Source organism: Polynucleobacter sp. JS-Mosq-20-D10 (assembly GCF_018687755.1).
Lineage (GTDB): Bacteria > Pseudomonadota > Gammaproteobacteria > Burkholderiales > Burkholderiaceae > Polynucleobacter.
This window is the reverse complement of the sequence record NZ_CP061305.1, coordinates 1467079-1490135: the sequence shown is the minus strand read 5'-3', so window position 1 is coordinate 1490135 and position 23057 is coordinate 1467079. Positions and strand designations below refer to the sequence as shown.

The following is a 23057-nucleotide window of genomic DNA, read 5'->3' as shown; positions in this document are numbered from 1 at the left end:
ATTCTGGACTAACTTATGCCATTTGCAAAATGAGTTCGCCACTTCTATTGGGTATTTCCCCCCAGGCGATTGGCTGCACCGCTATTTTATCCAGTTGCTTAGTAGCTTCCCAAGATTGATGAAGTTCACCCATAGTAACTAGATCATGTCCTTGATTTAACCAGCCTGCCAACAGCTGCTCAAAGGCGGGTAGAAGCTTCTGACCTTCAAGCTCTGCATGCAGGGTGAAGACCTGATCATTTGGATTGCTTTGGGTGATTTCTAGGAGTTTCTTTACAGCACCAAATTCATCGGCATCATCTATTCCAATCAGCTCATCAAAAGTTGGTAGGGTAGTTGGATATTGCACGTGCTTTGCTTTGCCAGAAGGCAGGTCAAAACGATAAGGAATCAAGTTAGGCTCAGCTCTGCCATCGGAAGAATATTTAATGCCCCATTGATCGAGTTGCTCAAAAGCAGCCTCATTCATTTGCCAGCCAGCCGCACCATAGGTGACTGGTGGGTGGCCAAAGATCTCTACAAAACGATCCCAGCTTTTTTGCATCTGCGCTTTAGTCCATTGGGCATCGCGATGACGCACAGCATCTTGCCAAGCTACGTGATCCCAAGTGTGAATGCCGGTCTCATGACCAGCCGCATCTACGGCACGCATTTCAGTAGCAGCTTGTTTGCCTATATCTGGACCGGGAAGTAGGACGCCGTATAGCAAAGTCTTAATGCCGTAGTGTTCAACAACGGAAGTGCGACTCACTTTTTTTAGAAAGCCTGGCTTAAAGACTCGCTTGAGCGCCCAGCCAGTGTGGTCGGGGCCTAGGCTAAATAGGAAAGTGGCTTTCAGGCCAAAGCGTTCAAGCGTCCGCGCTAGGTTGGGAACACCTTCTTTGGTCCCGCGCAGAGTATCAACATCTACCTTGAGTGCAATCTTAGCCATGAAGCCTCAAATCTACTTCCACTTATTCTTTATCAACCAAATGACGTGCGTTTTCTACGTCATGGCGATAGGCTTCAAAAATATTCTTCAGCGCATCACTCATATTGATAGTCGGCTTCCAGCCCAATTCAGTCATCGTGTTGTCAATTGCGGGAACACGGTTCTGAACGTCCTGATAGCCTTCGCCGTAATAAGCGCCAGAGGTAGTTTCTACTATCTTCACTTCATTTGCTGTCTTTGCGTATTCAGGAATACTGCGAGCGATATCGAGCATCTGATTGGCGAGCTCACGAATAGAGTGATTGTTCTTTGGATTGCCGATGTTGTAGATCTTGCCATCAGCAATACCGTCTTTGTTATCGATGATGCGCATTAAGGCGTCGATACCATCATCAACATAAGTAAAGGCACGTTTTTGCGCGCCACCATCAACCACGTTGATGGGCTCGCCGCGAACGATATGACCCAAGAACTGAGTAACGACACGGGAAGAGCCTTCTTTTGGGGTGTAGATACTATCTAGTCCAGGGCCAATCCAGTTAAATGGGCGAAAGAGAGTGAAGCGCAAACCTTCCATACCGTAACCCCAGATCACGCGATCCATCAATTGTTTAGAGCAAGCGTAGATCCAGCGTGGCTTGTTGATTGGGCCATAAACCATATTCGACTTAGCGGGATCAAACTCACCGTCTTCACACATGCCATAGACTTCGGATGTCGATGGAAAGACCAAATGCTTTTTGTATTTAACTGCTGAGCGCACGATTGGTAAATTGGCTTCAAAGTCGAGCTCAAATACTTTTAATGGTTGCTGAACATAAGTTGCTGGTGTTGCAATTGCCACCAAGGGCAAGATGACATCGCATTTACGGATGTGATACTCAACCCATTCTTTATTGATGGTGATGTCACCTTCAAAAAAGTGCATGCGAGGATGGCTTACTAAATCACCAAGGCGATCGTTTTGCATATCCATGCCGTAGACATCCCAATCGGTTGTCTCCAGGATGCGCTTTGAAAGGTGATGGCCAATAAAGCCGTTTACGCCAAGAATGAGTACTTTTTTCATCTTTACTGCCTCGTTTTTTTTAATCTAAAAAGTGCTACTGGTAATTTGTTAAGTATTTGCTGGGAACCAGTCCAGTATCGCTACCGCCTTTTGGTCTCCACATACACCGAATACCTGATTATCAACCACTTGGATTCCGGGAACCTGAAGTTCTAGCTGCCTCGGAAATGGGCCCTCTAGGCTGGTCCGAGCCACAATTCTGCGCTGACCTTGCCAGTCTGTAAAAGCACCTGGATAAGGGGGTGCAACGGCTCTCACGAGGTTATGAACCTGCTGAGCCGTCTGATGCCACAGAATTTGCCCATCAGCAGGCTTGCGGCCCCCAAAATAGCTTCCCTGAGCCAGATTATTGGGTTTTCTGGGGATGTGACCTAGAACAAGCTCCGGCAGGACCTGGTTCATTACCGTGATGGCTGCCTGGCTGACTTTGCCAAAGACATCGGTGGCGGTTTCATTGGGCCCAATCGAAACGGCAGACTGTCCCACAATGTCACCCGCATCCGGTTTGACTTCCATCATGTGCAATGTTGCACCGGTTTCTGTTGCGCCGTGCAAGATAGCCCAATTAACGGGCGCCCGTCCACGGAACTTTGGCAGTAATGAGCCGTGCATATTCAAGGCGCCAATCTTGGCGCAGGCCAAGAGTTCTGCTGGAATCATGTGGCGGTAGTAAAAAGAAAAAAGGTAATCAGGTGCTAGCTTTTGAAGCTGCGGTATGAGATCGATCAGCTGATTAGCGTCTGGTGTGATGTAAGGAATTTTTTGATCCTCACACAGTTTCGCAACGCTTCCAAACCAGACATTCTCATGAGGATCATCTTGATGGGTAAGGACTAGATCAATCTGAATGCCTGCACCCAGCAATGCCTTAAGGCAGTTAACGCCAACATCGTGATAAGCAAAGACGACTGCGTGCAATTATTTTTTCTCTAAAACAGTTTGCACAACATAGCGTGGACGCTCGCGAACTTGCTGGTAGATGCGACCTATGTACTCGCCGAGTAGACCAAGACCAAAGAGCATCACGCCAATCAGGAAGAAGGTGAGAGCGAAGAGGGTGAAAACCCCTTCAACCTCAGCGCCGAGCACAAAGCGGCGAACCAGGAGGTAGATAAACAGACTGCCCGCAGCCATTGCCAGCAACATACCTAGAATCGAGAAAATCTGTAAAGGCATGACAGAGAAGCCGGTCACTAAATCAAAGTTCAAACGAATGAGTTGATAGAGACTGTATTTAGACTCGCCAGCAAAACGCTCTTCATGTTTGACGGTGATTTCAGTTGGGTTGGATGCGAAGGTGTAAGCCAGTGCCGGAATAAAGGTGTTGCTCTCATCACACTGACGTACGAGATCAACAATACGTCGGCTATAGCCACGGAGCATGCAGCCTTGATCAGTCATTGTGATCCGAGTGATTTTCTGGCGCAAATGGTTCATCGCACGTGAAGCAAATTTTCTGAAGAAGCTATCGCGACGATCGGCGCGAATAGTGCCAACGTAGTCATGACCTTGAAGTAATTGATTGACCAAGGCATCTATTTCTTCTGGGGGATTCTGCAAGTCAGCGTCGAGGGTGATGATGTATTCACCACGGGAATATTCAAAGCCAGCCATGATGGCCATATGTTGACCAAAGTTGCTATGAAATAAAACCGCACGTGTGACATCGGGGCGTAGCTCAACTTGCTTAGCTAGGATGCCGGCAGAGCGATCTTTGCTGCCATCATTCACAAACACCACTTCATAAGCAATGTTGCGCTTACTGGCCATCACATCTAGCGCAGGATATAGACGGTCAAAGAGGGCTTGAAGACCATCTTCCTCGTTATAAACGGGGATAACAATGCTGAGTATGGGATTGCAGGCTTGGGTAGCTAAATTTGCAGTCATGCTGCAATTTTGCCTGATTCCGCTCTCGGTACTAGTTTTTACGATGTTTCTTCAGAATTCCAGTCAAACCCTTGGCTATTCGGCCAATATCTTCATCTGCCATCCCTGGAAAAAGGGGGAGGGTCAAAATGGAGCGACCAATACGCTTTGCTATTGGGGTGGTTTCAGTTTCATAGCCTCGCTTTTGGTAAAGCGTAAATCCCGTAATCAAAGGGTAGTGGACGCCAGTACCAATTCCTAGATCTTTCAGTTCAGACATCACCTGCGCGCGATCTACATTCAATTGCTCAAGCGGTAGAACAACTTGGAACATATGCCAGTTGCTATCAGTGAAGTTTTCTACTGGCAGTTCTAAATTGAGATTACCCAAGCCCGCTGATTTCATTTCATGGCGAATGGCATCGAAATACTGTTTAGCCAAAGCACTCCGACGCGTCTGAAACTCCGGTAATTGTTTGAGTTGATGCAGACCAATGACTGCATTGACATCAGTTAAATTGTCTTTACCACCAAGCACATCAACATCCATACCATCCATACCTTGGCGTGTGAGACCTTGAAGACGAAACTTCTCTGCGAGCTTTGCTTCATCAATATTGTTAAAAATAAGACAGCCGCCTTCAATAGTGGATAAGTTTTTATTTGCCTGAAAACTAAAACTCACGAGATCGCCAATGCTGCCAATCTTTTGACCTTTCCACTGCGATCCAAATGCTTGCGCTGCATCTTCAATCACGCGTAATTTGTACTGCTTCGCCAAGTCATAGAGTTGATCCATATTGACAGGCAGCCCAGCTAAGTAGACGGGCATGATGGCCCGAGTTTTTGGTGTAATGGCTGCAGCAATCTTGTTTAAATCAATGTTGCGCGTAACAGGATCAATGTCTACAAACACAGGTGTTGCACCTACGCTCAGAATCACATTCGAAGTGGCTACCCAAGAAATCGGCGTGGTGATGACTTCATCGCCAGTCCCAATACCAGCAACCTGCAAAGCGATTTTCATAGTGGCAGTGCCGTTGGCAAAGCAACGTACAGGGCGACCGCCAAAATAGTCACTTAAGGTAGCCTCGAATTCCGCTAGCTTCGGGCCCGAGGTAACCCAACCAGAACGCAAAACCTCGGCAACCGCATCAATCGTTTCTTGATTGAAGTGTGGGCGCGTAAAAGGAATGAAGGGCAGGGTGTTTTCAGTAGTTGACATGGTGAACCTTAAAAACTGATTGTGCGGAGCTGCTTTGTGAATCTGGGTGTTTAACAATGACGCGTCGAGAATCTCTACCCACTTCTTGCATTGGTACATTGAGTTTCTGGAGCTCGATATATTGTTCTGGAACCATCAATGCATAAGCGGTTTGATCCCCTTTCCAGCGTTCGATAAAAGCATCTAAGGTAGGTAGCCACAACTCAGGCTCTTGTTGGGCGCCAAACTTAAGTTCATCTAAAAATTCCACCATCGTCATGGTTCTGCCAAGATAGAACGGTACCGTATGATCTAAAATTCTGACAGAATAAAAATTCACTTTTTCTGGAATACTTGGTTTAACTTTCTCAACTAAATCAATGCCGGATACAGCGCGACCCAGAGTTTCATGGCCCGTTCCGGCAATGATTGCGCAGAGAAAAAATCCACAAGCAAAACTGGTAATACTACTCAAACCATTACGTTTACTTTGCATGACCGTCAGGAGACTAAATGCAATTAAGGCTATCAACGCGGCAACTATCCAGTAAATGTATTGCGCATAGGACTCAATTTCATCCGGCCTTGCCTGTTTACTAACTTCGCCTAAAAAGAAAAATCCAAGGCCGCCTAAGATTGCAAAGAAGAGGACCTGTAATTTCCAAGGTAAGCCCAGCGCATTAGCAAGGCCCAAATTACGATCCAAGCAATGACCAACAAGCATTGCCAGTGCCGGAAAGACTGGGATGATGTAGCCAGGTAATTTCGATTGAGAGACACTAAAGAATCCCATGATCACGGCAAACCAGCAGGTGAGCAACCAGCCACTGGAGAATTCTCGATTACGCTCACGCCAGGCCTGAGCAAGAGCTTCAGGCGTTTGCGCAATCCATGGCAAAAAGCCGAGTAGCAGTAGTGGTATGAAGTAATAAATCGGACCTGTTCTGCTGTGGGCTGTTTGTGTAAAACGTTGCAAGTGTTCATGAATAAAAAAGAACTCCAGAAACTCTGGATTGCGTTGGGCCACTAGAACAAACCAAGGCGCAGTAATCGCTAAAAATAAAATCGTGCCGCTAATGATGTGCAATCGCTTCCAGATCTGCCAGTCCCAGGCAGTCGTTGAATAAACAACAAACACCATGCCAGGGATGGCGACCCCAATAACACCTTTGGATAGCGTCGCTAAGGCCATGAAGGTCCAGCAGGCCCACATCCACCCCCTGGTATCGCTCGAGTTTCGAGAGCTTTGTGCCAATAAAAGACTACATAGTGCCGCAACCAAAAATGCCGACAATCCCATGTCGAGTGAGTTGATATGTCCGCCAATTACCCACATTGGGCTCGAGGCTAGAACGATTGCAGCTAACCAGCCTGCTCGTGGGCTGTAGATGCGTGCGCCAGTAAATCCAATAAATACAATCGTTAGAAATCCAGTGAGCGCAGTCCATAGGCGCGCTTGCCAATCACCGATGCCAAAAAGATTAAAGGCAGTGGCAGTGGCCCAAATTTGTAAAGGGGGTTTTTCAAAATACTTATAACCGTTGTAGCGAGGAGTAATCCAATCCCCTGTGACTAGCATCTCGCGAGCAATCTCGGCATAACGTCCTTCATCCGACGGAATGAGGTGACGATAATTTAAGGTGCCAAACCACAGTAGGGCATAGATCAAGACCAGAATCAAAATAGTTACTGGGTTGAGGGAGCTTGACTGCCGAATTTGGCCAAACTGCATTAGTCGGCTTCCACAATCAGAGCCAGAAGGACTTGGCGGCCTTCGCCGACAAGAATATTGTAGGTGCGACAAGCAGCCTGGGAATCCATGATCTCAAAGCCAAGCTTGGCTTCAATGAGCGTTTTTAAAAGCTCCGGCCTTGGGAAGCGCTGGCGTTTACCAGTCCCAATAATGATTAATTCAGGCTTAAGGGAAGCCATTTGAGCGAAATCTGTTGAACTCAGCTCTTCAAAGGACTTGACGCCCCACTCTAAGATTTCGCCATCCGAGCTCAATAAAACCGCATGACTATAGGGGATCTTATTGATCTCGATGTAGCCATCGCCGTAACCGGTGATCGTATTGGCTCCGGAATGGGGGTCAGATTGAAGCTTCAAGTGGACTCTCTGTCATAATTATGGTCATTATAGCTAGCTGTTTTTTCCAAGATTTCAAGAACTTACCCTTTAATTTATTGTGAAACTCATCCTAAAGTCCGAAAAACTCAATCACGTCTGTTATGACATTCGTGGACCCGTGCTGGAGCTCGCACAGCGCATGGAGGAGGAGGGTCACAAAATCATTAAATTAAACATCGGCAATGTGGGTGTTTTTGGATTTGATCCTCCAGAAGAAATTCAGTTGGACATGATCCGTAATTTGGGTAATGCCTCAGCGTACTCTGATTCCAAGGGAATATTTGCGGCTCGTAAAGCCATCATGCAATATTGCCAGGAAAAAGGCATCCAGGGTGTTACTTTGGATGACATCTATACCGGTAATGGGGTTTCTGAATTAATCGTTCTCGCAATGAATGCATTGCTCAACAACGGTGATGAAGTGTTGGTACCAGCCCCAGATTACCCCTTATGGACTGCTGCGGTGAGTCTATCAGGCGGCACCCCAGTTCATTACTTGTGTGATGAGTCTAAGGAGTGGGCGCCAGATTTGGCGGATCTCCGTAAAAAGATTACACCGCGTACCAAAGCGATTGTGGTGATAAACCCAAATAATCCAACGGGTGCGATTTACTCCAAAGAGGTGTTGACTGAGCTAACCGCAATTGCACGCGAACACGATTTGATTCTGTTTGCCGACGAGATTTACGACAAGATGCTTTACGACAAAGAGCAGCATGTCTCTTTGGCATCCTTATCCACTGATGTGGTCACGATTACTTTTAATGGTTTATCCAAAAACTATCGTTCATGCGGCTATCGTGCTGGCTGGATGGTGGTTTCTGGAGACAAAGAGATGATTCGCGACTACATCGAAGGTCTCAATATGTTGTCCTCAATGCGTCTATGTGCCAACGTGCCAGGTCAGTACGCTATTCAGACAGCTTTGGGCGGCTATCAAAGCATCAATGATTTAGTCAATGAAGGCGGGCGTTTAGCCAAACAGCGCGATCTAGCCTGGAAACTGATTACCGAAATTCCGGGTGTGACTTGTGTGAAGCCAAAGTCTGCCTTGTATTTATTCCCAAAACTCGATTCCGAGATGTACCCGATTGAAGATGATCAACAATTTGTTGCTGATCTTCTTAAAGAAGAAAAAGTATTGCTGGTGCAAGGCTCTGGTTTTAATTGGGTCAAGTCAGATCACTTCCGTGTCGTGTTCTTACCTCATGAAGATGTGCTGAAAGAGGCTATTGGCCGTTTGGCACGCTTCCTAGAGCGTTATCGTCAAAAACATAGTCGTAAAGCGGCTAATTCAACAGCAACAAAGGCATCATGAAACAGATTCAAGTTGGTCTATTAGGTATTGGCACTGTAGGTGGTGGTGTATTTGCTGTTCTCGAACGCAACCAAGATGAAATTACTCGTCGTGCTGGTCGTGGCATTCATATTAATACGGTTGCCGACCTCAATGTAGAGCGTGCCAAAGAGTTAGTAAAAGACCGCGCGCTGGTAGTCAGTGATGCTCGTGCTGTGATTAATAATCCTGAAATTGATATCGTTGTTGAGTTGATCGGTGGTTACGGCATTGCTAAAGATTTAGTGCTCGAGGCAATTGCTGCTGGTAAGCATGTGGTCACAGCCAACAAGGCTTTGATCGCCGTGCATGGTAATGAGATTTTTAAAGCTGCCCATGAAAAGGGCGTGATGGTCGCGTTTGAAGCGGCTGTTGCTGGCGGTATTCCAATCATCAAAGCGCTTCGTGAAGGTTTAACTGCGAATCGCATCGAGTGGATTGCTGGCATCATCAACGGCACAACCAATTTCATTCTTTCTGAGATGCGCGACAAAGGCCTAGACTTTGCGACGGTCTTGAAAGAGGCGCAGCGTTTGGGCTACGCAGAGGCAGACCCTACATTTGACATTGAAGGTGTAGATGCTGCCCATAAGGCCACCATCATGAGTGCAATTGCATTTGGTATTCCCATGCAATTTGAGAAAGCGCACGTTGAGGGCATTACTAAGTTAGATGCCATCGACATTAAATATGCTGAGCAGTTGGGTTATCGCATCAAGTTGCTTGGGATTGCGAAGAAGACAAATTCCGGTGTTGAGTTGCGTGTACACCCAACCTTGATTCCAACTAAGCGTTTAATTGCAAACGTTGAAGGCGCCATGAATGCTGTTCAGGTATTCGGTGATGCTGTTGGCACGACGCTTTACTACGGTAAGGGCGCAGGCTCAGAGCCAACTGCTTCTGCTGTGATTGCGGACTTAGTGGATATCACGCGTTTATTAGGCGCAAGCCCAGAGAACCGAGTTCCATATTTGGCGTTCCAGCCAGATGCAGTGCGTGATATCACCGTATTGCCAATGGGTGAAATTACCACGAGCTATTACTTGCGTTTGCGCGTAGCGGATCAAGCCGGTGTGTTAGCTGATATTACCAAGATCTTGGCGGCTCATAGTATCTCGATTGATGCACTCTTGCAAAAAGAAGCCGACGAGGGTGAAAGTCAAACTGACTTAGTTGCGCTAACCCATGAGACTAAAGAAAAGCACATGCTGGCAGCAATTCAGGAAATTCAGAATCTGAAAACTGTTGCCGGTGAAGTAGTGAAGATCCGCTTAGAAAATCTGTCCTAATACAAATACATGCGTTACCAATCTACTCGGGGCAATAGCCCACAGCAATCCTTTTTAGAAATTCTGCTTGGCGGATTGGCGCCAGACGGCGGATTATATCTACCTACAGAGTACCCGCAAGTCACTCAAGCGCAGTTAGATGCTTGGCGTGGCATGCCCTATGCTGATCTCGCTTATGAGGTCTTAAGTCTTTATTGCGACGATATTCCTGAGTCGGATCTGCGCGCTCTTTTGCGTAAGACCTATACAGAGCAGGTCTACTGTAATGGCCGTAAGGAAGATAACGCTCAAGACATCACGCCATTGCATTGGTTAGGTGAAGAGCAGGGCACGCGTATTGGTTTGCTTAGCTTGTCTAATGGGCCCACATTGGCATTTAAAGATATGGCGATGCAGTTACTCGGTAATCTCTTTGAATATGCCTTAAAGAAGAATGGTCAGAAGCTCAATATTTTGGGCGCGACATCTGGGGATACTGGTAGTGCTGCTGAATACGCAATGCGTGGCAAAGAGGGTGTCAAGGTATTTATGCTCTCACCACGTGGCAAGATGAGCTCATTCCAGTCTGCCCAAATGTATTCTCTGCAAGATCCTAATATCTTTAACTTAGCAGTTGCTGGTGTATTTGACGATTGCCAGGATATTGTTAAAGCAGTGAGTAACGACCATAGTTTTAAAGCGAATCACCAAATTGGTACGGTTAACTCCATTAACTGGGGTCGTGTAGTTGCTCAGGTGGTGTATTACTTCCAGGGTTATTTGCTGGCTACAAAATCTAGCGATGAAACAGTGTCATTCACTGTACCCTCAGGCAACTTTGGCAATATCTGTGCTGGTCATATTGCCCGCATGATGGGTTTGCCAATCGCCCATTTGATTGCGGCTACTAATGAGAATGATGTTCTCGACGAGTTCTTCCGCACTGGTGTCTATCGTGCACGTAAGTCTGCTGAGACTTTGCATACCTCCAGCCCGTCTATGGATATTTCTAAGGCGAGCAACTTTGAGCGCTTTGTATTTGATTTTATGGGTAAGGACGGCAATGCTACTGCAGCTATGTTCAAGCAAGTTGATCAAGCCGGTGGCTTTGATATTTCTAAAGATGCCGTATTTAAAGATATTGCGCAGTATGGATTTCAATCTGGCCGTAGCACCCATGAAAATCGTTTAGAAACAATTCGTAATATTGATGCGCAGTACGGAGTGATGATTGATACGCATACAGCAGATGGCGTGAAGGTTGCGCGCGAACACTTGCAGTCAGGTATTCCTATGATTGTTTTGGAAACTGCTTTGCCTATTAAGTTTGAAGAAACGATTGAAGTGGCATTAGGGCGTCCAGCAGAATGTCCGGCAGCTTTCAAGGACATCAAATCAAAGCCACAGCGTGTTGAAAATATCGACGCCGATGTTAATCAAGTTAAAAACTTCATTACTGCCCACACCAACTAAATCAGAAATAAATTGCTATGACTAAGCCTCCGATGTTGACTGCTCAGCAGGCTTTAGATCACTTACTTTCTCACGCAGAGCCTGTAAGCGAAACCGAAACACTTGCGATGCAGGCCGCTTTAGGCCGTGTACTTGCAGAAAGTGTCAATAGCCTTGTAGATGTACCTCCACTCGATAACACCTCAATGGATGGTTATGCGGTGCGAACAACGGATACCAATACTCCAGGCCAAACACTCACAATTGCGCAACGTATTCCAGCGGGATCTATGGGAACTCAGCTCGAGCCAGGCACTGCTGCCAGAATCTTTACTGGTGCCCCGGTGCCACCTGGCGCTGATGCCGTTGTAATGCAAGAAGACTGTGCTGTCCCAGAGGGGTCGATCGATCAAGTGCAAGTCAATGTCGCACCAATATCAGGTCAATGGATTCGTCGCAGAGGTGAAGATCTGACTGCTGGCAAAACAGCTCTTACTGCAGGTACTTTTCTGCGCCCGCAAGAACTTGGAGTTGCCGCCTCTGCCGGCTTAACGCATTTGACGGTAAAGCGCAAAGTGAGAGTCGCAGCATTTTTTACTGGTGATGAGCTATCCCTGCCAGGTGAACCACTTAAACCAGGCGGTATCTACAATTCGAATCGCGACACCTTATTAGCATGTATCAAATCCTTGGGCTGTGATGCTACTGACTTTGGAATTGTTCCTGATAGTCTTGAGGCCACCAAAGAAACGCTTCGGAAGGCCAGTAAAGATCATGATCTGATCATTACTTCTGGTGGTGTATCTGTTGGCGAGGAAGATCACATTAAGCCTGCAGTAACTGCTGAAGGTAGATTAGATCTTTGGCAGATTGCAATGAAGCCGGGAAAGCCTTTGGCTTTTGGCGCTGTGCGCAAACTAGATGGTTTAAAAAGTAATGCGGTCGAATCTGAAACTGCAGCTGAAACTTGGTTTATCGGTTTGCCTGGTAACCCGGTATCCAGTTTTGTGACTTTCCTATTATTTGTACGCCCATTCATTCTCAAGTTGCAAGGACGAGATGCAGGTTTGCCGCAGTCTTATTCTATGCGCGCCGACTTTGATTGGCTTAAGGCCGATCGTCGTAACGAGTTTCTGAGGGTCAAGATCAATGCGCAGGGTGGTTTAGATCTGTTCCCTAATCAAAGCTCGGGTGTACTTACTAGTGCCTCTTGGGGGGATGGTTTGGTAGATTGTCCACCGGGCCACGCATTCAAGTCTGGCGATATGGTGAAGTACATTCCATTTAATGCGCTTCTTTCCTAGTCGTATTACGATTCTGATATGAAACTCGAATTACGATTCTTTGCTTCCTTGAGAGAAGGTCTTGGACTTTCTGGTGAGAGTATTGCTGCTCCACCAGAAGTAAAAACCATTGCCGACTTAAGAAGCTACCTTGTTCAACGGGGCAATCCATGGGCTGAAGTGTTAGCAAGTAGTAAGGTGATTCGCTGCGCATTAAATCAAGAGATGGTGAGCGACTCTACTCCTTTAGTGGAGGGGGCCGAAGTCGCATTCTTCCCCCCTGTTACTGGCGGCTAAGATGCAGAATGATTTCATCCGCATTCAAGAGGCTGACTTTGATCTAACAATCGAGGTGAAGGCTCTGCGCAAGGATGATCCCCGAGTAGGTGCAGTAGTGACTTTCTTGGGTACCGTCCGGGATATGAACGACGGTAGTCAAGTTCGGGGTATGACTCTAGAGCACTATCCTGGTATGACAGAGAAATCCCTAGAAGAAATCATCATGCAAGCTAGAGACCGCTGGGATCTTTATAAGACACTAGTCATCCATCGAGTAGGGTCACTTCTACCTGAAGATCAAATTGTTCTAGTGGCGGTCACCAGTGCCCATAGAGGTGAAGCATTTGCTGCTTGTGAGTTCATCATGGACTACTTAAAAACAGCGGCACCATTTTGGAAAAAAGAAGAAACACCAGAAGGTAGCAAATGGGTGGACGCCCGCGTAACTGATGATGCTGCAATGGCACGCTGGAGTTAATCTAGTTCTTTATTTGTTCGAGCGCTAAAGCTAGATTAAAACCGCTGAGCCAGGCACCCTCGACTCTGCCACCATTGAACCAGTCTCCACAAAGCCCTAGGCCAATATTAGGTAGTGATAAAAAACCAACCCTATTTTCTAAGCCCCCACTGGCATAGCGCCAGCGGTGCATGCTGATATCAGCATCCTTACAGTTAAAACCCAGCGCTGTCAGGCACTGCACCATTTGCTCTTGAGCATCCTCTTTACTTAACTCAACGTTATCTTGACTCCAGTCAGGACTTCCATGGATGGTCCACGTGCTTCCCTGACGCATTGGCTTCGATCCATTTTGACAAATCCAGCTAATGATTTCTTGGTTAATAAATGCTGCATCAAAATCTACATTCAAATGATTCGGAAAGTTTGCCATCATGGTCCAGCAGGCCTTCATCTGCGCTGAGTCAGTGATATCAGCAGCCCTACTGTCAAGACCTTCAAGCAGGGCACTTGCCTGGGGGGCAGGTATCGCCAATACGACAAAATCATATAGCGTTGTAATTTCATTGACTTCACTGCACTGCAAATGCCACTGGTCATCCCTGCGCTCCAACTGGGAAATGGTTCTCCCATACTGAATGGTGAGCCCTTCGGTAAGATACTTGCCCGGTGAATTCATATGAGGGGTGCCAACATAGCGAATATCTTGTGAGTGACTTTCACGCCATGTCTTTGCCTCATATACCTTGAGTTTCGGTTTCCAAATAGCTGCAGTGCCGGCCTGAAGCCAGCTTTGTACTTCCTCAATGAAACGAGGGTCTCTGGCAGTAAAGTACTGGGCGCCATGATCAGCAGACCAGTCTTGCGTACGACGCGTGCTCATACGTCCGCTAGGACCACGACTCTTTTCAAAGATATCTACTGATATACCGTGTAACTGAAGTTCTCTCGCACAAGCAAGGCCTGCAATTCCTGCGCCAATGACCGCTACCTGATTGATTGCTTTGGTGCTGTTCATGTTCTGGGAAGTATTTTCCGAAAGGTAAGATTGATTCGTGGACTCATCACAGCCTTGGTTTTGAGAAGGCTATGATGCCAGTGATCTTGAACAGGGGCATGCATGATGAGAAGGCTCCCGTGCTCAAGAAATACTGATACAGTCGTCTTATCCAGCTTGTGACGAAAGGCAAATTTACGTCGAGCACCCAAGCTGATTGATGCGATCGGGGTTGCGCTATCTAACTCTTTTTCATTGTCACTATGCCAACCCATACCTTCATCGCCATTGTGATACAGATTGAGCAAGCAAGAGTTATAGCTATAGCCGGTCACTGCTTCCAGTTGATGCTTGATTTGCAGTAACTCTGCCGTCCAGTCCTGAGGAATTTTTTTGATACCTGAGTAGGTATAACGGCATTGAGGATCGCCTACCCAAGCAACTTTTCTCGCGGTTGTCACTAACTTACCAAACATAGTGATTTGGTCTGCTTTCCATGTAAGGGAGTGCAGTAAGCTTTCAAAAAAATGATCAGATTCATCTGCTTTGTAAAAATGACTGAAATACTCAGCTTGACCATCTTTCTCCAATAGGCAGATTGGATCGGATGATTCTGAGGGGTCGAATAAAGGATTTTGCATTTTTTGCTAATAAAGCTAGGGTCGCACGTTGTTTCAATAAAAACCCTAGAATAGACTGCATTATGAATTGTTCAGGACTAAGAGGTTGATTATGAAAGCACCCGATAAACGTTGCTGCGGCTCAGGAGTTTGCATTATTAATGAGGCAGGGGAATGCTGGTGTGGCCAAGTGTGGGATGGCGAGAAAATGAGTGCGCCACCTCTCATGTCAGCAAAAAGCCAGCCTACCGATTCTGAATCTACCAATCCTAAACCTGAATCTCAGGACCCTCTTTAGAACCAGCTTTGCTAGCGGACTGCTCTGCAACTTTCTTATTTAGTTGATCCGTACACTCTGCGGAGGGAGTGGGCAGCTACGCCATCTTTCAGCGCCTCCCTCACGGGAATTGCCATCGCTCGAATAGCAGATTGCACGGCTAGTCGCTCTAGCCGGCTTGGGTGTGGTCGTTGAATAATCGGATATGCCCAATCAGGCAAATTCAGAAAGCCTGCCCGACTGATCATTCTTACAAAAGGTTTAGCGCTGAGGTTGCTAGGAAAGTGATCTAGCATCCCGATAATGCTTTTAGCTCTCTCCCCGTAGTGAAGTTGAGGAATGTATTGTCTAATTGCATGCTCCGTACCAGCATAGGTGTCTGGCAGATCAATTGCCCCCAATCTCTCCCCGAGCCTTTTCATTTCTGCAAAATACTGATCTTTTTGCTTTGCACTCAAAGCCTCACTTCGGTACGACTCATAAGAGCACATAAAACTCCGGGTTTCTGTTAAGTGAACCCATGCGAGTAGTTCGGGATCATCCGCCCTATAGGGTTGATTAAATTCATCAAACCCGGTGACCTTTTGATGAATTTGATTAACTCGATTAATGGCCTTATCCGCCATGTCATGCGAGCCGTAGGTAGTTGCAGCAATGAAGAATGCTGTTCTTCCTAGTCTGCCTTTAAGGTCTTGCCTGAAGCTGGAATGATCCCATACGCCGGCTAGCGCTTTTGGGTGAAGTGCTTGAAGCACCAATGAGCTAATGCCACCGATCATCATGGAAATAAAATCCGCGTGCACCTTCCAGGCGATAGACTCCGGGCCAAACAAACCTCTGTCACCAGCGGGCTCCAGAAATGCTACAGGTGGACCGCCACCCCCCACCATTTCTCGAATTGACCGGCGAATGAGTTCATCAATCATTGCTCTAATGAATCACGATATTGGGTAAGCCATCATCCTCAATAATTTCTGAAATTAAATCGAGCCGGATTCGGGGATTGCTTTGAGCAAGTAAGTGGTTCTTCTGAGCCGGGGGGAGTGGTAAGAGCTCAGCTAATCGGTTGGACACCCAACCGCAATCATCTGGGTTCATCGGCATTTTGAACGCATCTTCACCCAGCAAATCATCGCTTTTGATAACCGAAATAATCTCATTCAAAAGCGAGGCTACCTTTTCGTGCTCTTTTGCTAATGGTATTTCAGGGTCCGCATCCATTAGTTCAACTTGGCCCATCCACAAACCATCAGCTTCTTGCTTGATATTGAGCACTGTAAAGCGTTGCGTTCCATAAGACTTGGTCATATACAGAGCGGGCTGAATCGGATCAAACTCTTCTAATTTTGCTAAGGTGCCAATATTTGAAAAGTTAGCAACTGCGTCGGCATTTGACTCAATTGGCTTGTTATCGAGAATGCTGATAACCCCAAAAGGAGTGTCTTCGCGAAGGCAACGCTTCATCATGTCTAGATAACGCGCTTCAAAGATTTTGAGGGCAATTACACCGCCTGGAAAGAGGGTGGTTCCTAGGGGAAAAAGCGGGATCCAGCGGGCTGTCAAAGAGGATGTTGTCATATGTTTAATTTAAAGGATTTACGTTTAGTTTGCTGAGCAGTCTAAATGGCACCGTGTTCAGCAGCAATCCTGGATTTCGGCCAAAATATGCACTACTCACAGGAGAATAAACATGATGCAAAAATTACGGGTTAAGCTCGCACGCTGGATTTTGGGCAAACATTGCCCTTGCTACCAAATGGGCTACCACTCCATGGTTGATTTTCAGCAGCGCAGTGCCGATCAGCTCGAAAAGGCTAAACAAGCTCAATCTGCTAAGCACTAAACTGCAAGTTTTACTGAGAGCCCTATCCGATAATGAAAATCTGGAAGATGAGGCGAAATTGCGCATTGACTCCGGGTCAATTGCTTCAGTTTTATATCGCTTTGGTTTGCCTTTCGCTAACTGTAGCCACTGGTTTTTTATTAGTTGGCGTAAAAATTATCCTGATCTTTACCGCAATCGAGTTGACCGCAGTCACTGTCGGCTTTTTGATCTACTGCCGACATGCTTTGGATTATGAGGAGATCGAAATCAGCGGTACCCGCTTGTTGGTCAGGAAATTTATTGCCTACAAAGAGTCGGTAACTGAATTTAATACGCGCTGGGTCAGACTATCGCATCCAGAGGAGCATCAAAAGGTTTTTATTATTGAGCAGACGGATCAGCGGGTTGAGGTTGGCCAGTTTCTGAGACGTGAGCAATTTAAAGGTCTTATCGCTGAGCTACGACCTTACTTAGGTTGACTACAACCATGAGTTCAAAAGGGTTAAAGTTTGGCATTCTGCAGAAATATGGATTCAACTCGATACTTTACTTAATTCAACATATTTGCTAAATCCATCATGAACGTTAATACAGCAGTAAAAGCCGCCCTCAATACCTTGGTTGATATTGCATCTCACTCCAACGGTGCTCAGCCAGTTACTGGCCTAGAGCTAGCGCAGCGTCAAAAATTGTCGGTGAGCAGAATAGAGTTATTGCTCAGTGCATTGCGTGCAGCTGGAATTGTGAAGGGTACAAAAGGTCGCAATGGGGGTTATACCCTGTTGCAGGATCCCCGCATGGTCACCATTAAAGATGTAGTGTTAGCAATGAATTACATCAAAAAGCGCAAAGTTGAGGCTTGCGATATCGCTAGTGAGCTATACCAATCTTTGGAGACTTATATGCTCAGTTGCATGGCCAATGTGAACCTCTCCGATGCCATCAAAGATTATGTGCCGCGATTTAGTGAAGCTAAAACTGCTCCCGAGCGTCAAACTTTTGTTTACTCCGACTTCAGCGTTGAAAAGCCTTCCAAAGGGGAAGTGCAGAGAGTAATCAAGGCGCCATTTAAGAAGGTGGAGGATGTACCTTTGGGGCCCAACTCTATTTTTAGTTTTGGTGACTACCTACACAAAGCAGGATAACAATAAGGATCTTCATGATGCAAGTAGTGAAATGGAACTACGCTAGCAAACTATTGGCATCTATTTTGCTGGTAACAGCACCATGGGTAGTCTCCTTGGCTGCTGATAGCGCCCCAACTAAATCTGACCCAGCTTGGCTAACGGATGCTCGCGCTAGCATCAAATCTAATAATTATGAGCAAGCATTAAAGCAATTGCAGTTGGTAAACGAAGTTAACTCTGCAGACTGGAATAATCTGATGGGATACAGTTTGCGCAAAAAGCAGCCGCCAGATTTGGTTTTATCTGAAAAGTATTACCTGGCAGCGCTGAAGATTGATCCAAGTCATCGATCGGCTTTGGAGTACTACGGCGAGCTGCTTTTGATGAAAAAAGACCTGCCTGGAGCAGAGGCGATCTTGGTAAGACTTGATAAGGCTTGCCGCTTTGGGTGTGAAGAGTACGGCGACCTGAAGGCGAGTATCGCCAAGTATCAAGGTAAAAAGTAATTCTTCAGTTCTCATGTCATCCAGTGGCTATGAATACCCTCCATTAGCATTTGTTGATATTGAGACTACGGGCTCTCATTTCGAGCGCGATCGCATTACAGAAGTTGGTATCAAATCGCTGATTCACGATCAGGTAGAGACTTGGGAAAGCCTCATTAACCCTCAAACATTTATTCCGCAGAACATCCAAAATTTGACGGGTATTAGACCTCAGATGGTTAGTCAGCAGCCTGCCTTTGAGGGCTTGGCGACAGAGATCGCTCGCGAGCTCGAGGGCAAGATTTTTGTAGCCCACAATGCCCGTTTTGATTATGGATTTTTGAAGGCGTCGTTTAAGCGTGTGGGTATCGACTTTAAGCCCAAAGTGCTCTGTACCGTAAAGCTCTCTCGCTTACTATTTCCTGATCAGGTTAGGCACAATCTCGACACCATCATTGGCGCCCACCGCCTCAAAATTAGCGCAAGGCACCGTGCCTTGGGTGACGCTGATTTGTTGCTTCAGTTTTGGCGCGTTTGTGAAGAAAAGCTAGGGCGTGAAGCGCTTCTTAAAGCGGTCAATCAACTCATTGGTAATCCGAGCTTACCGCCCAATATTGATAAAGCGCTAGTGGACTCGATTCCAGAAAAGCCGGGTTGTTACATTTTTTATGGTGAGAATCAAATCCCGCTGTATATCGGTAAAAGCATTTCTCTACGCAGTAGGGTAATGGGTCATTTTCAAGGCGCGCTTACCCAGCGCAAGGAAATGAAGCTTTCGATGCAAGTCAGAGATATTGATTGGATTGAGACTAGCGGAGAGTTGGGCGCATTGATTTTAGAATCGCGACTCATTAAAGAGCGCATGCCCAGTATGAATATCAAATTGCGCCGCTCAAAGGATCTCTGCGCCTGGAAATTGGAGCTTGCTGAGGATGGTGTACTCATTCCTCATCTGGTGGGTCATCGCGAATTAGACCCTGGCATTCAAGAAAACTTATTTGGCTTGTTCTATAGCAAGCGAGAGGCCAATGCTTACCTCAAAGCGATTGCGAAAAAATATCGCCTCTGTGAGGCGCTGCTCGGTCTGGAGAAACGGATTGAAGGTAAAGCTTGCTTTGGCTATCAAGTAAAGCAATGCGGTGGCGCCTGTATTGGGGGGTTCTCCTATTGACTTGCATAATCTTCGGCTCAAAACTGCTTTGGAATTATTTCAGGTTCAAGTCTGGCCATATCCTGGGCCAGTGGCAGTAAAAGAGGCGGGCCACATGCATGTGGTGGATCGTTGGCGTTATTTAGGTACTGCTATAAACGAAGAAGAGCTCTATGAGTTGGCTGATTCAGGAGAGGCTGAGTTTGATCTAGATATTTACAAGATCTTGAAAAAAGCACTGACTGGAAGTTTCAAGAGTCAGGTGATTCCTTTAGCAATCAAAGATACTGCGTAAGCATTCACTAAAAGCCTAGGCTTTAAAAAACCCCAGCTTTTCTGATCTTGGTAGTTTCTTCAATCTAGCCTCGGCCTTAGATGCTTCAGATCGATCTGGGTGCTCTTGGCTCGCTAGAAGGATTACTGGTCTGCGAGCCCTCGTATAGCGAGCGCCATCCCCTGAATTATGAGCTGCCAAACGATGTTCTAGGCGATTGGTAATGCCAGCGTAATAGCTGCCATCAGAGCACTCTAAGAGGTAAACAAGCCAGGTCAAAATAGGGGTCAATTCACTTAAAAAGAGGTCTAACAGACTTGAAATTATGCAGAATGCCCCTATATTCTATAGATATAAACGCATAAAAATAGATAGAGCAGATAGGACTTAAAAATGAGAATAGATAAATTAACTACGAAGTTTCAAGAAGCGCTCAGCGAGGCACAAAGCCTTGCTTTAGCAAAAGACAATCAATATATCGAGCCAGCCCATTTGCTATTGGCAATGCTGCGTGACTCAGATGGTGGTGCCAAGAGTTTATTGACACGCGCTGGCGTCAACGTACCAGGTCTTGAAAAGGCAGCAGAGAAACTCATTGCGAATCTCCCAGAAGTGCAGGGCACTGGCGGGGAAGTTCAGCTTGGGCGTGATTTAAGCAACTGGCTGAACTTATGCGAAAAAGAAGCCAATAAGCGCAATGATCAATTTATTGCTGGCGAACTGTTTTTGCTAGTAGTGGCGGATGATAAGGGTGAGCTCGGCAAGATTGCTCGTGAGAATGGTTTAAATCGTAAATCGTTAGAGGCGGCTATTGATTTAGTGCGCGGAGGAGAGTCAGTGAATAGTGCAGATGCTGAAGGTCAACGTGAGGCCTTAAAGAAATACACCATTGATTTAACTGAGCGGGCTCGTATGGGTAAGCTCGATCCTGTGATTGGTCGTGATGATGAGATTCGTCGTACCATTCAGATTCTGCAACGTCGCGGTAAAAACAACCCGGTGCTGATTGGCGAACCAGGTGTTGGTAAGACTGCCATTGTGGAGGGATTAGCCCAGCGTATCGTCAACGGTGAAGTTCCTGAAACCCTCAAGAACAAGCGTGTCCTCGTATTGGATATGGCCTTGTTACTGGCGGGCGCCAAGTACCGTGGTGAATTCGAGGAACGTCTAAAGGCTGTTCTGAGTGATGTTGCTAAAGACGAAGGTCAAACCATTATCTTTATTGATGAGATTCATACGATGGTGGGCGCGGGTAAGGGCGATGGTGCAATGGACGCCGGCAATATGCTCAAGCCTGCTCTGGCACGTGGTGAATTGCACTGCATCGGCGCAACCACTTTAGATGAATACCGCAAGTACATTGAGAAGGATGCTGCACTCGAGCGCCGCTTCCAAAAAGTGATGGTGGAAGAGCCTAGTGTAGAAGCCACTATTGCCATCTTGCGCGGTTTACAAGAACGTTATGAGCTTCACCATGGTATTGAGATCACGGACCCTGCCATCGTGGCAGCAGCAGAGCTATCTCATCGCTATATTACCGATCGTTTCTTGCCAGATAAGGCTATCGACCTCATTGATGAGGCTGGCTCACGTATTCGGATGGAGATTGATTCCAAGCCAGAGGTCATGGATAAGCTGGAGCGTCGTCTGATTCAACTCAAGATTGAGCGTGAAGCGGTTAAGAAGGAAAAAGATGAGGCGTCACAAAAACGTCTTGGCTTGATTGAAGATGAGATCAAGCGCTTGGGTGCTGAGTATGCTGATTTAGAGGAAATCTGGAAAGCGGAAAAGGGCGCTGTATTAGGCGCCGCTCATCTTAAAGAGGAGATCGAAAAAGTCCGTGCTGATATTGCTAGATTGCAACGCGATGGTAAGTTAGAGCAAGTTGCAGAATTGCAATATGGCAAATTACCTGAGCTTGAAGCCAAGCTCAAATCTGCTGCGGCTGCTGAAGCCAAGGGCGATAAAGATGGCGTAGTCAAGAACAAGCTCTTGCGTACACAAGTCGGTGCAGAAGAAATTGCTGAGGTAGTTTCTCGTGCTACTGGTATCCCGGTATCGAAGATGATGCAGGGTGAGCGAGATAAGTTACTCAAGATGGAGGAGTTGTTACATCAGCGCGTAGTTGGTCAAGAAGAGGCTATTCGTGCCGTATCTGATGCTATCCGTCGTTCCCGCGCAGGTCTTTCTGAAGAGAATCGCCCTTATGGCTCATTCTTATTCTTAGGGCCTACTGGTGTGGGTAAGACTGAGCTTTGTAAAGCCTTGGCTGGTTTCTTATTTGACAGCGAAGAGCATCTTATTCGTATCGACATGAGCGAGTTTATGGAGAAGCATAGCGTTGCCCGTTTAATCGGCGCGCCTCCAGGCTATGTTGGCTACGAAGAGGGCGGTTACTTAACTGAACAAGTACGTCGCCATCCATACAGCGTTATCTTGTTTGATGAGATTGAAAAAGCGCATCCGGATGTCTTTAATGTGCTCCTGCAGGTATTGGACGATGGTCGCTTAACGGATGGTCAAGGTCGCACCGTAGATTTTAAGAACACCGTGATTGTGATGACCAGCAATATTGGCTCACATCTGATTCAGTCGATGGTTGGCAAGAAGCAGTTGGAGATTAAAGAAGCGGTATTCGAAGAACTGAAGAGTCATTTCCGCCCTGAGTTTTTAAATCGGATTGATGAGATCGTAGTCTTTCATGGTTTGGATAAAGGCAATATTGCCAATATCGCGAAGATCTTGCTTAAGAACTTGTCAGATCGTTTGGCTAAAATTGATATGCAGATGGATGTCAGTGATGCCGCTTTAGGTAAGATTGCGGAAGTCGGTTTTGATCCTGTATTTGGAGCAAGGCCACTAAAGCGTGCGATTCAGCAATATATCGAAAACCCAGTTTCCAAGATGATCTTGGAAGGAAAGTTTGGCCCTAAGGACACCGTTCCTGTGGGTGTTGATAAGAACGGCGATTTCAGCTTTAGTAAGTAATTCATCAAAAAATCAGCAGGAATATGCCTGCGCCAG

At 46.5% G+C, this 23057-nt stretch carries 26 protein-coding genes; 14 read left to right on the top strand and 12 right to left on the bottom strand.

Features of this window, described 5'->3' with window-relative positions:
* Nucleotides 1-13: 13 nt before the first annotated feature.
* Genes FD967_RS07660 through FD967_RS07630 form a run of 7 tightly spaced genes read right to left on the bottom strand, consistent with a single transcriptional unit; the run spans nt 14 to nt 7182 of the window.
* Nucleotides 14-931 (bottom strand): polysaccharide deacetylase family protein, encoded by a 918-nt coding sequence (locus FD967_RS07660; RefSeq protein ID WP_215325397.1) that lies wholly within the window; start codon nt 929-931, stop codon nt 14-16.
* Nucleotides 932-953: 22 nt separating this feature from the next.
* Entirely contained in the window at nt 954-2000 is a 1047-nt protein-coding gene (locus tag FD967_RS07655; RefSeq protein WP_215325395.1) for a bifunctional UDP-4-keto-pentose/UDP-xylose synthase, read from the bottom strand.
* A gap of 48 nt (nt 2001-2048) precedes the next feature.
* Entirely contained in the window at nt 2049-2918 is an 870-nt protein-coding gene (locus tag FD967_RS07650) for a formyltransferase (protein ID WP_215325393.1), read from the bottom strand.
* Nucleotides 2919-3890 (bottom strand): glycosyltransferase, encoded by a 972-nt coding sequence (locus FD967_RS07645; RefSeq protein WP_215325392.1) that lies wholly within the window; start codon nt 3888-3890, stop codon nt 2919-2921.
* 31 nt (nt 3891-3921) lie between these two features.
* Nucleotides 3922-5094 carry a DegT/DnrJ/EryC1/StrS aminotransferase family protein gene (locus FD967_RS07640; RefSeq protein ID WP_215325391.1) on the bottom strand — a complete coding sequence of 391 codons (1173 nt, stop codon included), beginning with the start codon at nt 5092-5094 and terminating at the stop codon, nt 3922-3924.
* The gene (locus FD967_RS07635; RefSeq protein WP_215325390.1) at nt 5081-6805 is read right to left on the bottom strand and encodes a glycosyltransferase family 39 protein; all 1725 of its coding nucleotides are present in this window, start codon (nt 6803-6805) and stop codon (nt 5081-5083) included. The genes FD967_RS07640 and FD967_RS07635 overlap by 14 nt, the downstream gene beginning before the upstream one ends.
* Nucleotides 6805-7182, bottom strand: coding sequence for an Mth938-like domain-containing protein (locus FD967_RS07630; RefSeq protein WP_215325389.1), 378 nt, complete (start codon nt 7180-7182; stop codon nt 6805-6807). Before FD967_RS07630 ends, FD967_RS07635 begins: the two co-directional genes overlap by 1 nt.
* Nucleotides 7183-7261: 79 nt before the next feature.
* On the opposite strand from FD967_RS07630, the gene FD967_RS07625 reads away from it, so the two are divergent.
* From FD967_RS07625 to moaE, 6 genes are read left to right on the top strand one after another with little or no spacing between them, the layout of a single operon-like run.
* The gene (locus tag FD967_RS07625) at nt 7262-8521 is read left to right on the top strand and encodes a pyridoxal phosphate-dependent aminotransferase (RefSeq protein ID WP_215325388.1); all 1260 of its coding nucleotides are present in this window, start codon (nt 7262-7264) and stop codon (nt 8519-8521) included.
* Entirely contained in the window at nt 8518-9828 is a 1311-nt protein-coding gene (locus FD967_RS07620; protein WP_215325387.1) for a homoserine dehydrogenase, read from the top strand. The genes FD967_RS07625 and FD967_RS07620 overlap by 4 nt, the downstream gene beginning before the upstream one ends.
* 9 nt (nt 9829-9837) lie before the next feature.
* A complete protein-coding gene (gene thrC / locus FD967_RS07615; protein WP_215325386.1) occupies nt 9838-11280 on the top strand; it encodes a threonine synthase in 1443 nt (480 codons plus the stop codon).
* 32 nt (nt 11281-11312) lie between these two features.
* Nucleotides 11313-12563, top strand: coding sequence for a gephyrin-like molybdotransferase Glp (glp, locus tag FD967_RS07610; RefSeq protein ID WP_215327236.1), 1251 nt, complete (start codon nt 11313-11315; stop codon nt 12561-12563).
* Nucleotides 12564-12581: 18 nt separating this feature from the next.
* Nucleotides 12582-12839, top strand: a complete 258-nt coding sequence (gene moaD, locus FD967_RS07605) for a molybdopterin converting factor subunit 1 (RefSeq protein WP_215325384.1) — start codon at nt 12582-12584, stop codon at nt 12837-12839.
* 1 nt (nt 12840) lies between these two features.
* Entirely contained in the window at nt 12841-13299 is a 459-nt protein-coding gene (gene moaE, locus FD967_RS07600; protein WP_215325382.1) for a molybdopterin synthase catalytic subunit MoaE, read from the top strand.
* Nucleotide 13300: 1 nt separating this feature from the next.
* Here moaE and FD967_RS07595 read toward each other — a convergent pair whose 3' ends face one another.
* Together FD967_RS07595 and FD967_RS07590 are read right to left on the bottom strand one after the other, a co-directional pair.
* Nucleotides 13301-14296, bottom strand: coding sequence for an NAD(P)/FAD-dependent oxidoreductase (locus tag FD967_RS07595; protein WP_215325380.1), 996 nt, complete (start codon nt 14294-14296; stop codon nt 13301-13303).
* Nucleotides 14293-14916, bottom strand: a complete 624-nt coding sequence (locus FD967_RS07590; protein ID WP_215325378.1) for an alpha-ketoglutarate-dependent dioxygenase AlkB — start codon at nt 14914-14916, stop codon at nt 14293-14295. Before FD967_RS07590 ends, FD967_RS07595 begins: the two co-directional genes overlap by 4 nt.
* A gap of 91 nt (nt 14917-15007) precedes the next feature.
* Between FD967_RS07590 and FD967_RS07585 the strand changes: the two genes are divergently transcribed.
* Nucleotides 15008-15193: a hypothetical protein gene (locus FD967_RS07585; protein ID WP_215325376.1), complete on the top strand. Its 186-nt coding sequence runs from the start codon at nt 15008-15010 to the stop codon at nt 15191-15193.
* 35 nt (nt 15194-15228) lie between these two features.
* Here FD967_RS07585 and FD967_RS07580 read toward each other — a convergent pair whose 3' ends face one another.
* On the bottom strand, nt 15229-16098 hold the full coding sequence (locus tag FD967_RS07580; protein WP_215325375.1) for an oxygenase MpaB family protein: 870 nt from the start codon (nt 16096-16098) through the stop codon (nt 15229-15231).
* 4 nt (nt 16099-16102) lie between these two features.
* Complete coding sequence (locus FD967_RS07575) at nt 16103-16750, bottom strand: LON peptidase substrate-binding domain-containing protein (RefSeq protein WP_215325374.1); 648 nt, start codon at nt 16748-16750, stop codon at nt 16103-16105.
* Between the two features lie 112 nt (nt 16751-16862).
* Here FD967_RS07575 and FD967_RS07570 point away from each other — a divergent pair, with 112 nt between their 5' ends.
* The 6 genes from FD967_RS07570 to FD967_RS07545 all read left to right on the top strand — a co-directional run bounded on the left by FD967_RS07570 (nt 16863) and on the right by FD967_RS07545 (nt 20054).
* Nucleotides 16863-17015, top strand: a complete 153-nt coding sequence (locus tag FD967_RS07570; protein ID WP_215307978.1) for a hypothetical protein — start codon at nt 16863-16865, stop codon at nt 17013-17015.
* Nucleotides 17016-17047: 32 nt separating this feature from the next.
* The gene (locus FD967_RS07565) at nt 17048-17476 is read left to right on the top strand and encodes a DUF2244 domain-containing protein (protein ID WP_215325373.1); all 429 of its coding nucleotides are present in this window, start codon (nt 17048-17050) and stop codon (nt 17474-17476) included.
* A gap of 99 nt (nt 17477-17575) precedes the next feature.
* Entirely contained in the window at nt 17576-18142 is a 567-nt protein-coding gene (locus tag FD967_RS07560; protein ID WP_215325372.1) for an Rrf2 family transcriptional regulator, read from the top strand.
* A gap of 17 nt (nt 18143-18159) precedes the next feature.
* Entirely contained in the window at nt 18160-18630 is a 471-nt protein-coding gene (locus FD967_RS07555; RefSeq protein WP_251369011.1) for a hypothetical protein, read from the top strand.
* A 13-nt stretch (nt 18631-18643) separates the two neighbouring features.
* Complete coding sequence (locus FD967_RS07550; protein WP_215325371.1) at nt 18644-19780, top strand: exonuclease domain-containing protein; 1137 nt, start codon at nt 18644-18646, stop codon at nt 19778-19780.
* Between the two features lies 1 nt (nt 19781).
* Nucleotides 19782-20054 (top strand): hypothetical protein, encoded by a 273-nt coding sequence (locus FD967_RS07545; protein WP_215325369.1) that lies wholly within the window; start codon nt 19782-19784, stop codon nt 20052-20054.
* A 15-nt stretch (nt 20055-20069) separates the two neighbouring features.
* Here the strand turns inward: FD967_RS07545 and FD967_RS07540 are convergent, their stop codons facing one another.
* A complete protein-coding gene (locus tag FD967_RS07540) occupies nt 20070-20312 on the bottom strand; it encodes a GIY-YIG nuclease family protein (protein ID WP_215325367.1) in 243 nt (80 codons plus the stop codon).
* Between the two features lie 114 nt (nt 20313-20426).
* Between FD967_RS07540 and clpB the strand changes: the two genes are divergently transcribed.
* Nucleotides 20427-23021, top strand: coding sequence for an ATP-dependent chaperone ClpB (gene clpB, locus FD967_RS07535; RefSeq protein ID WP_215325366.1), 2595 nt, complete (start codon nt 20427-20429; stop codon nt 23019-23021).
* The last annotated feature ends 36 nt before the right edge of the window (nt 23022-23057 follow it).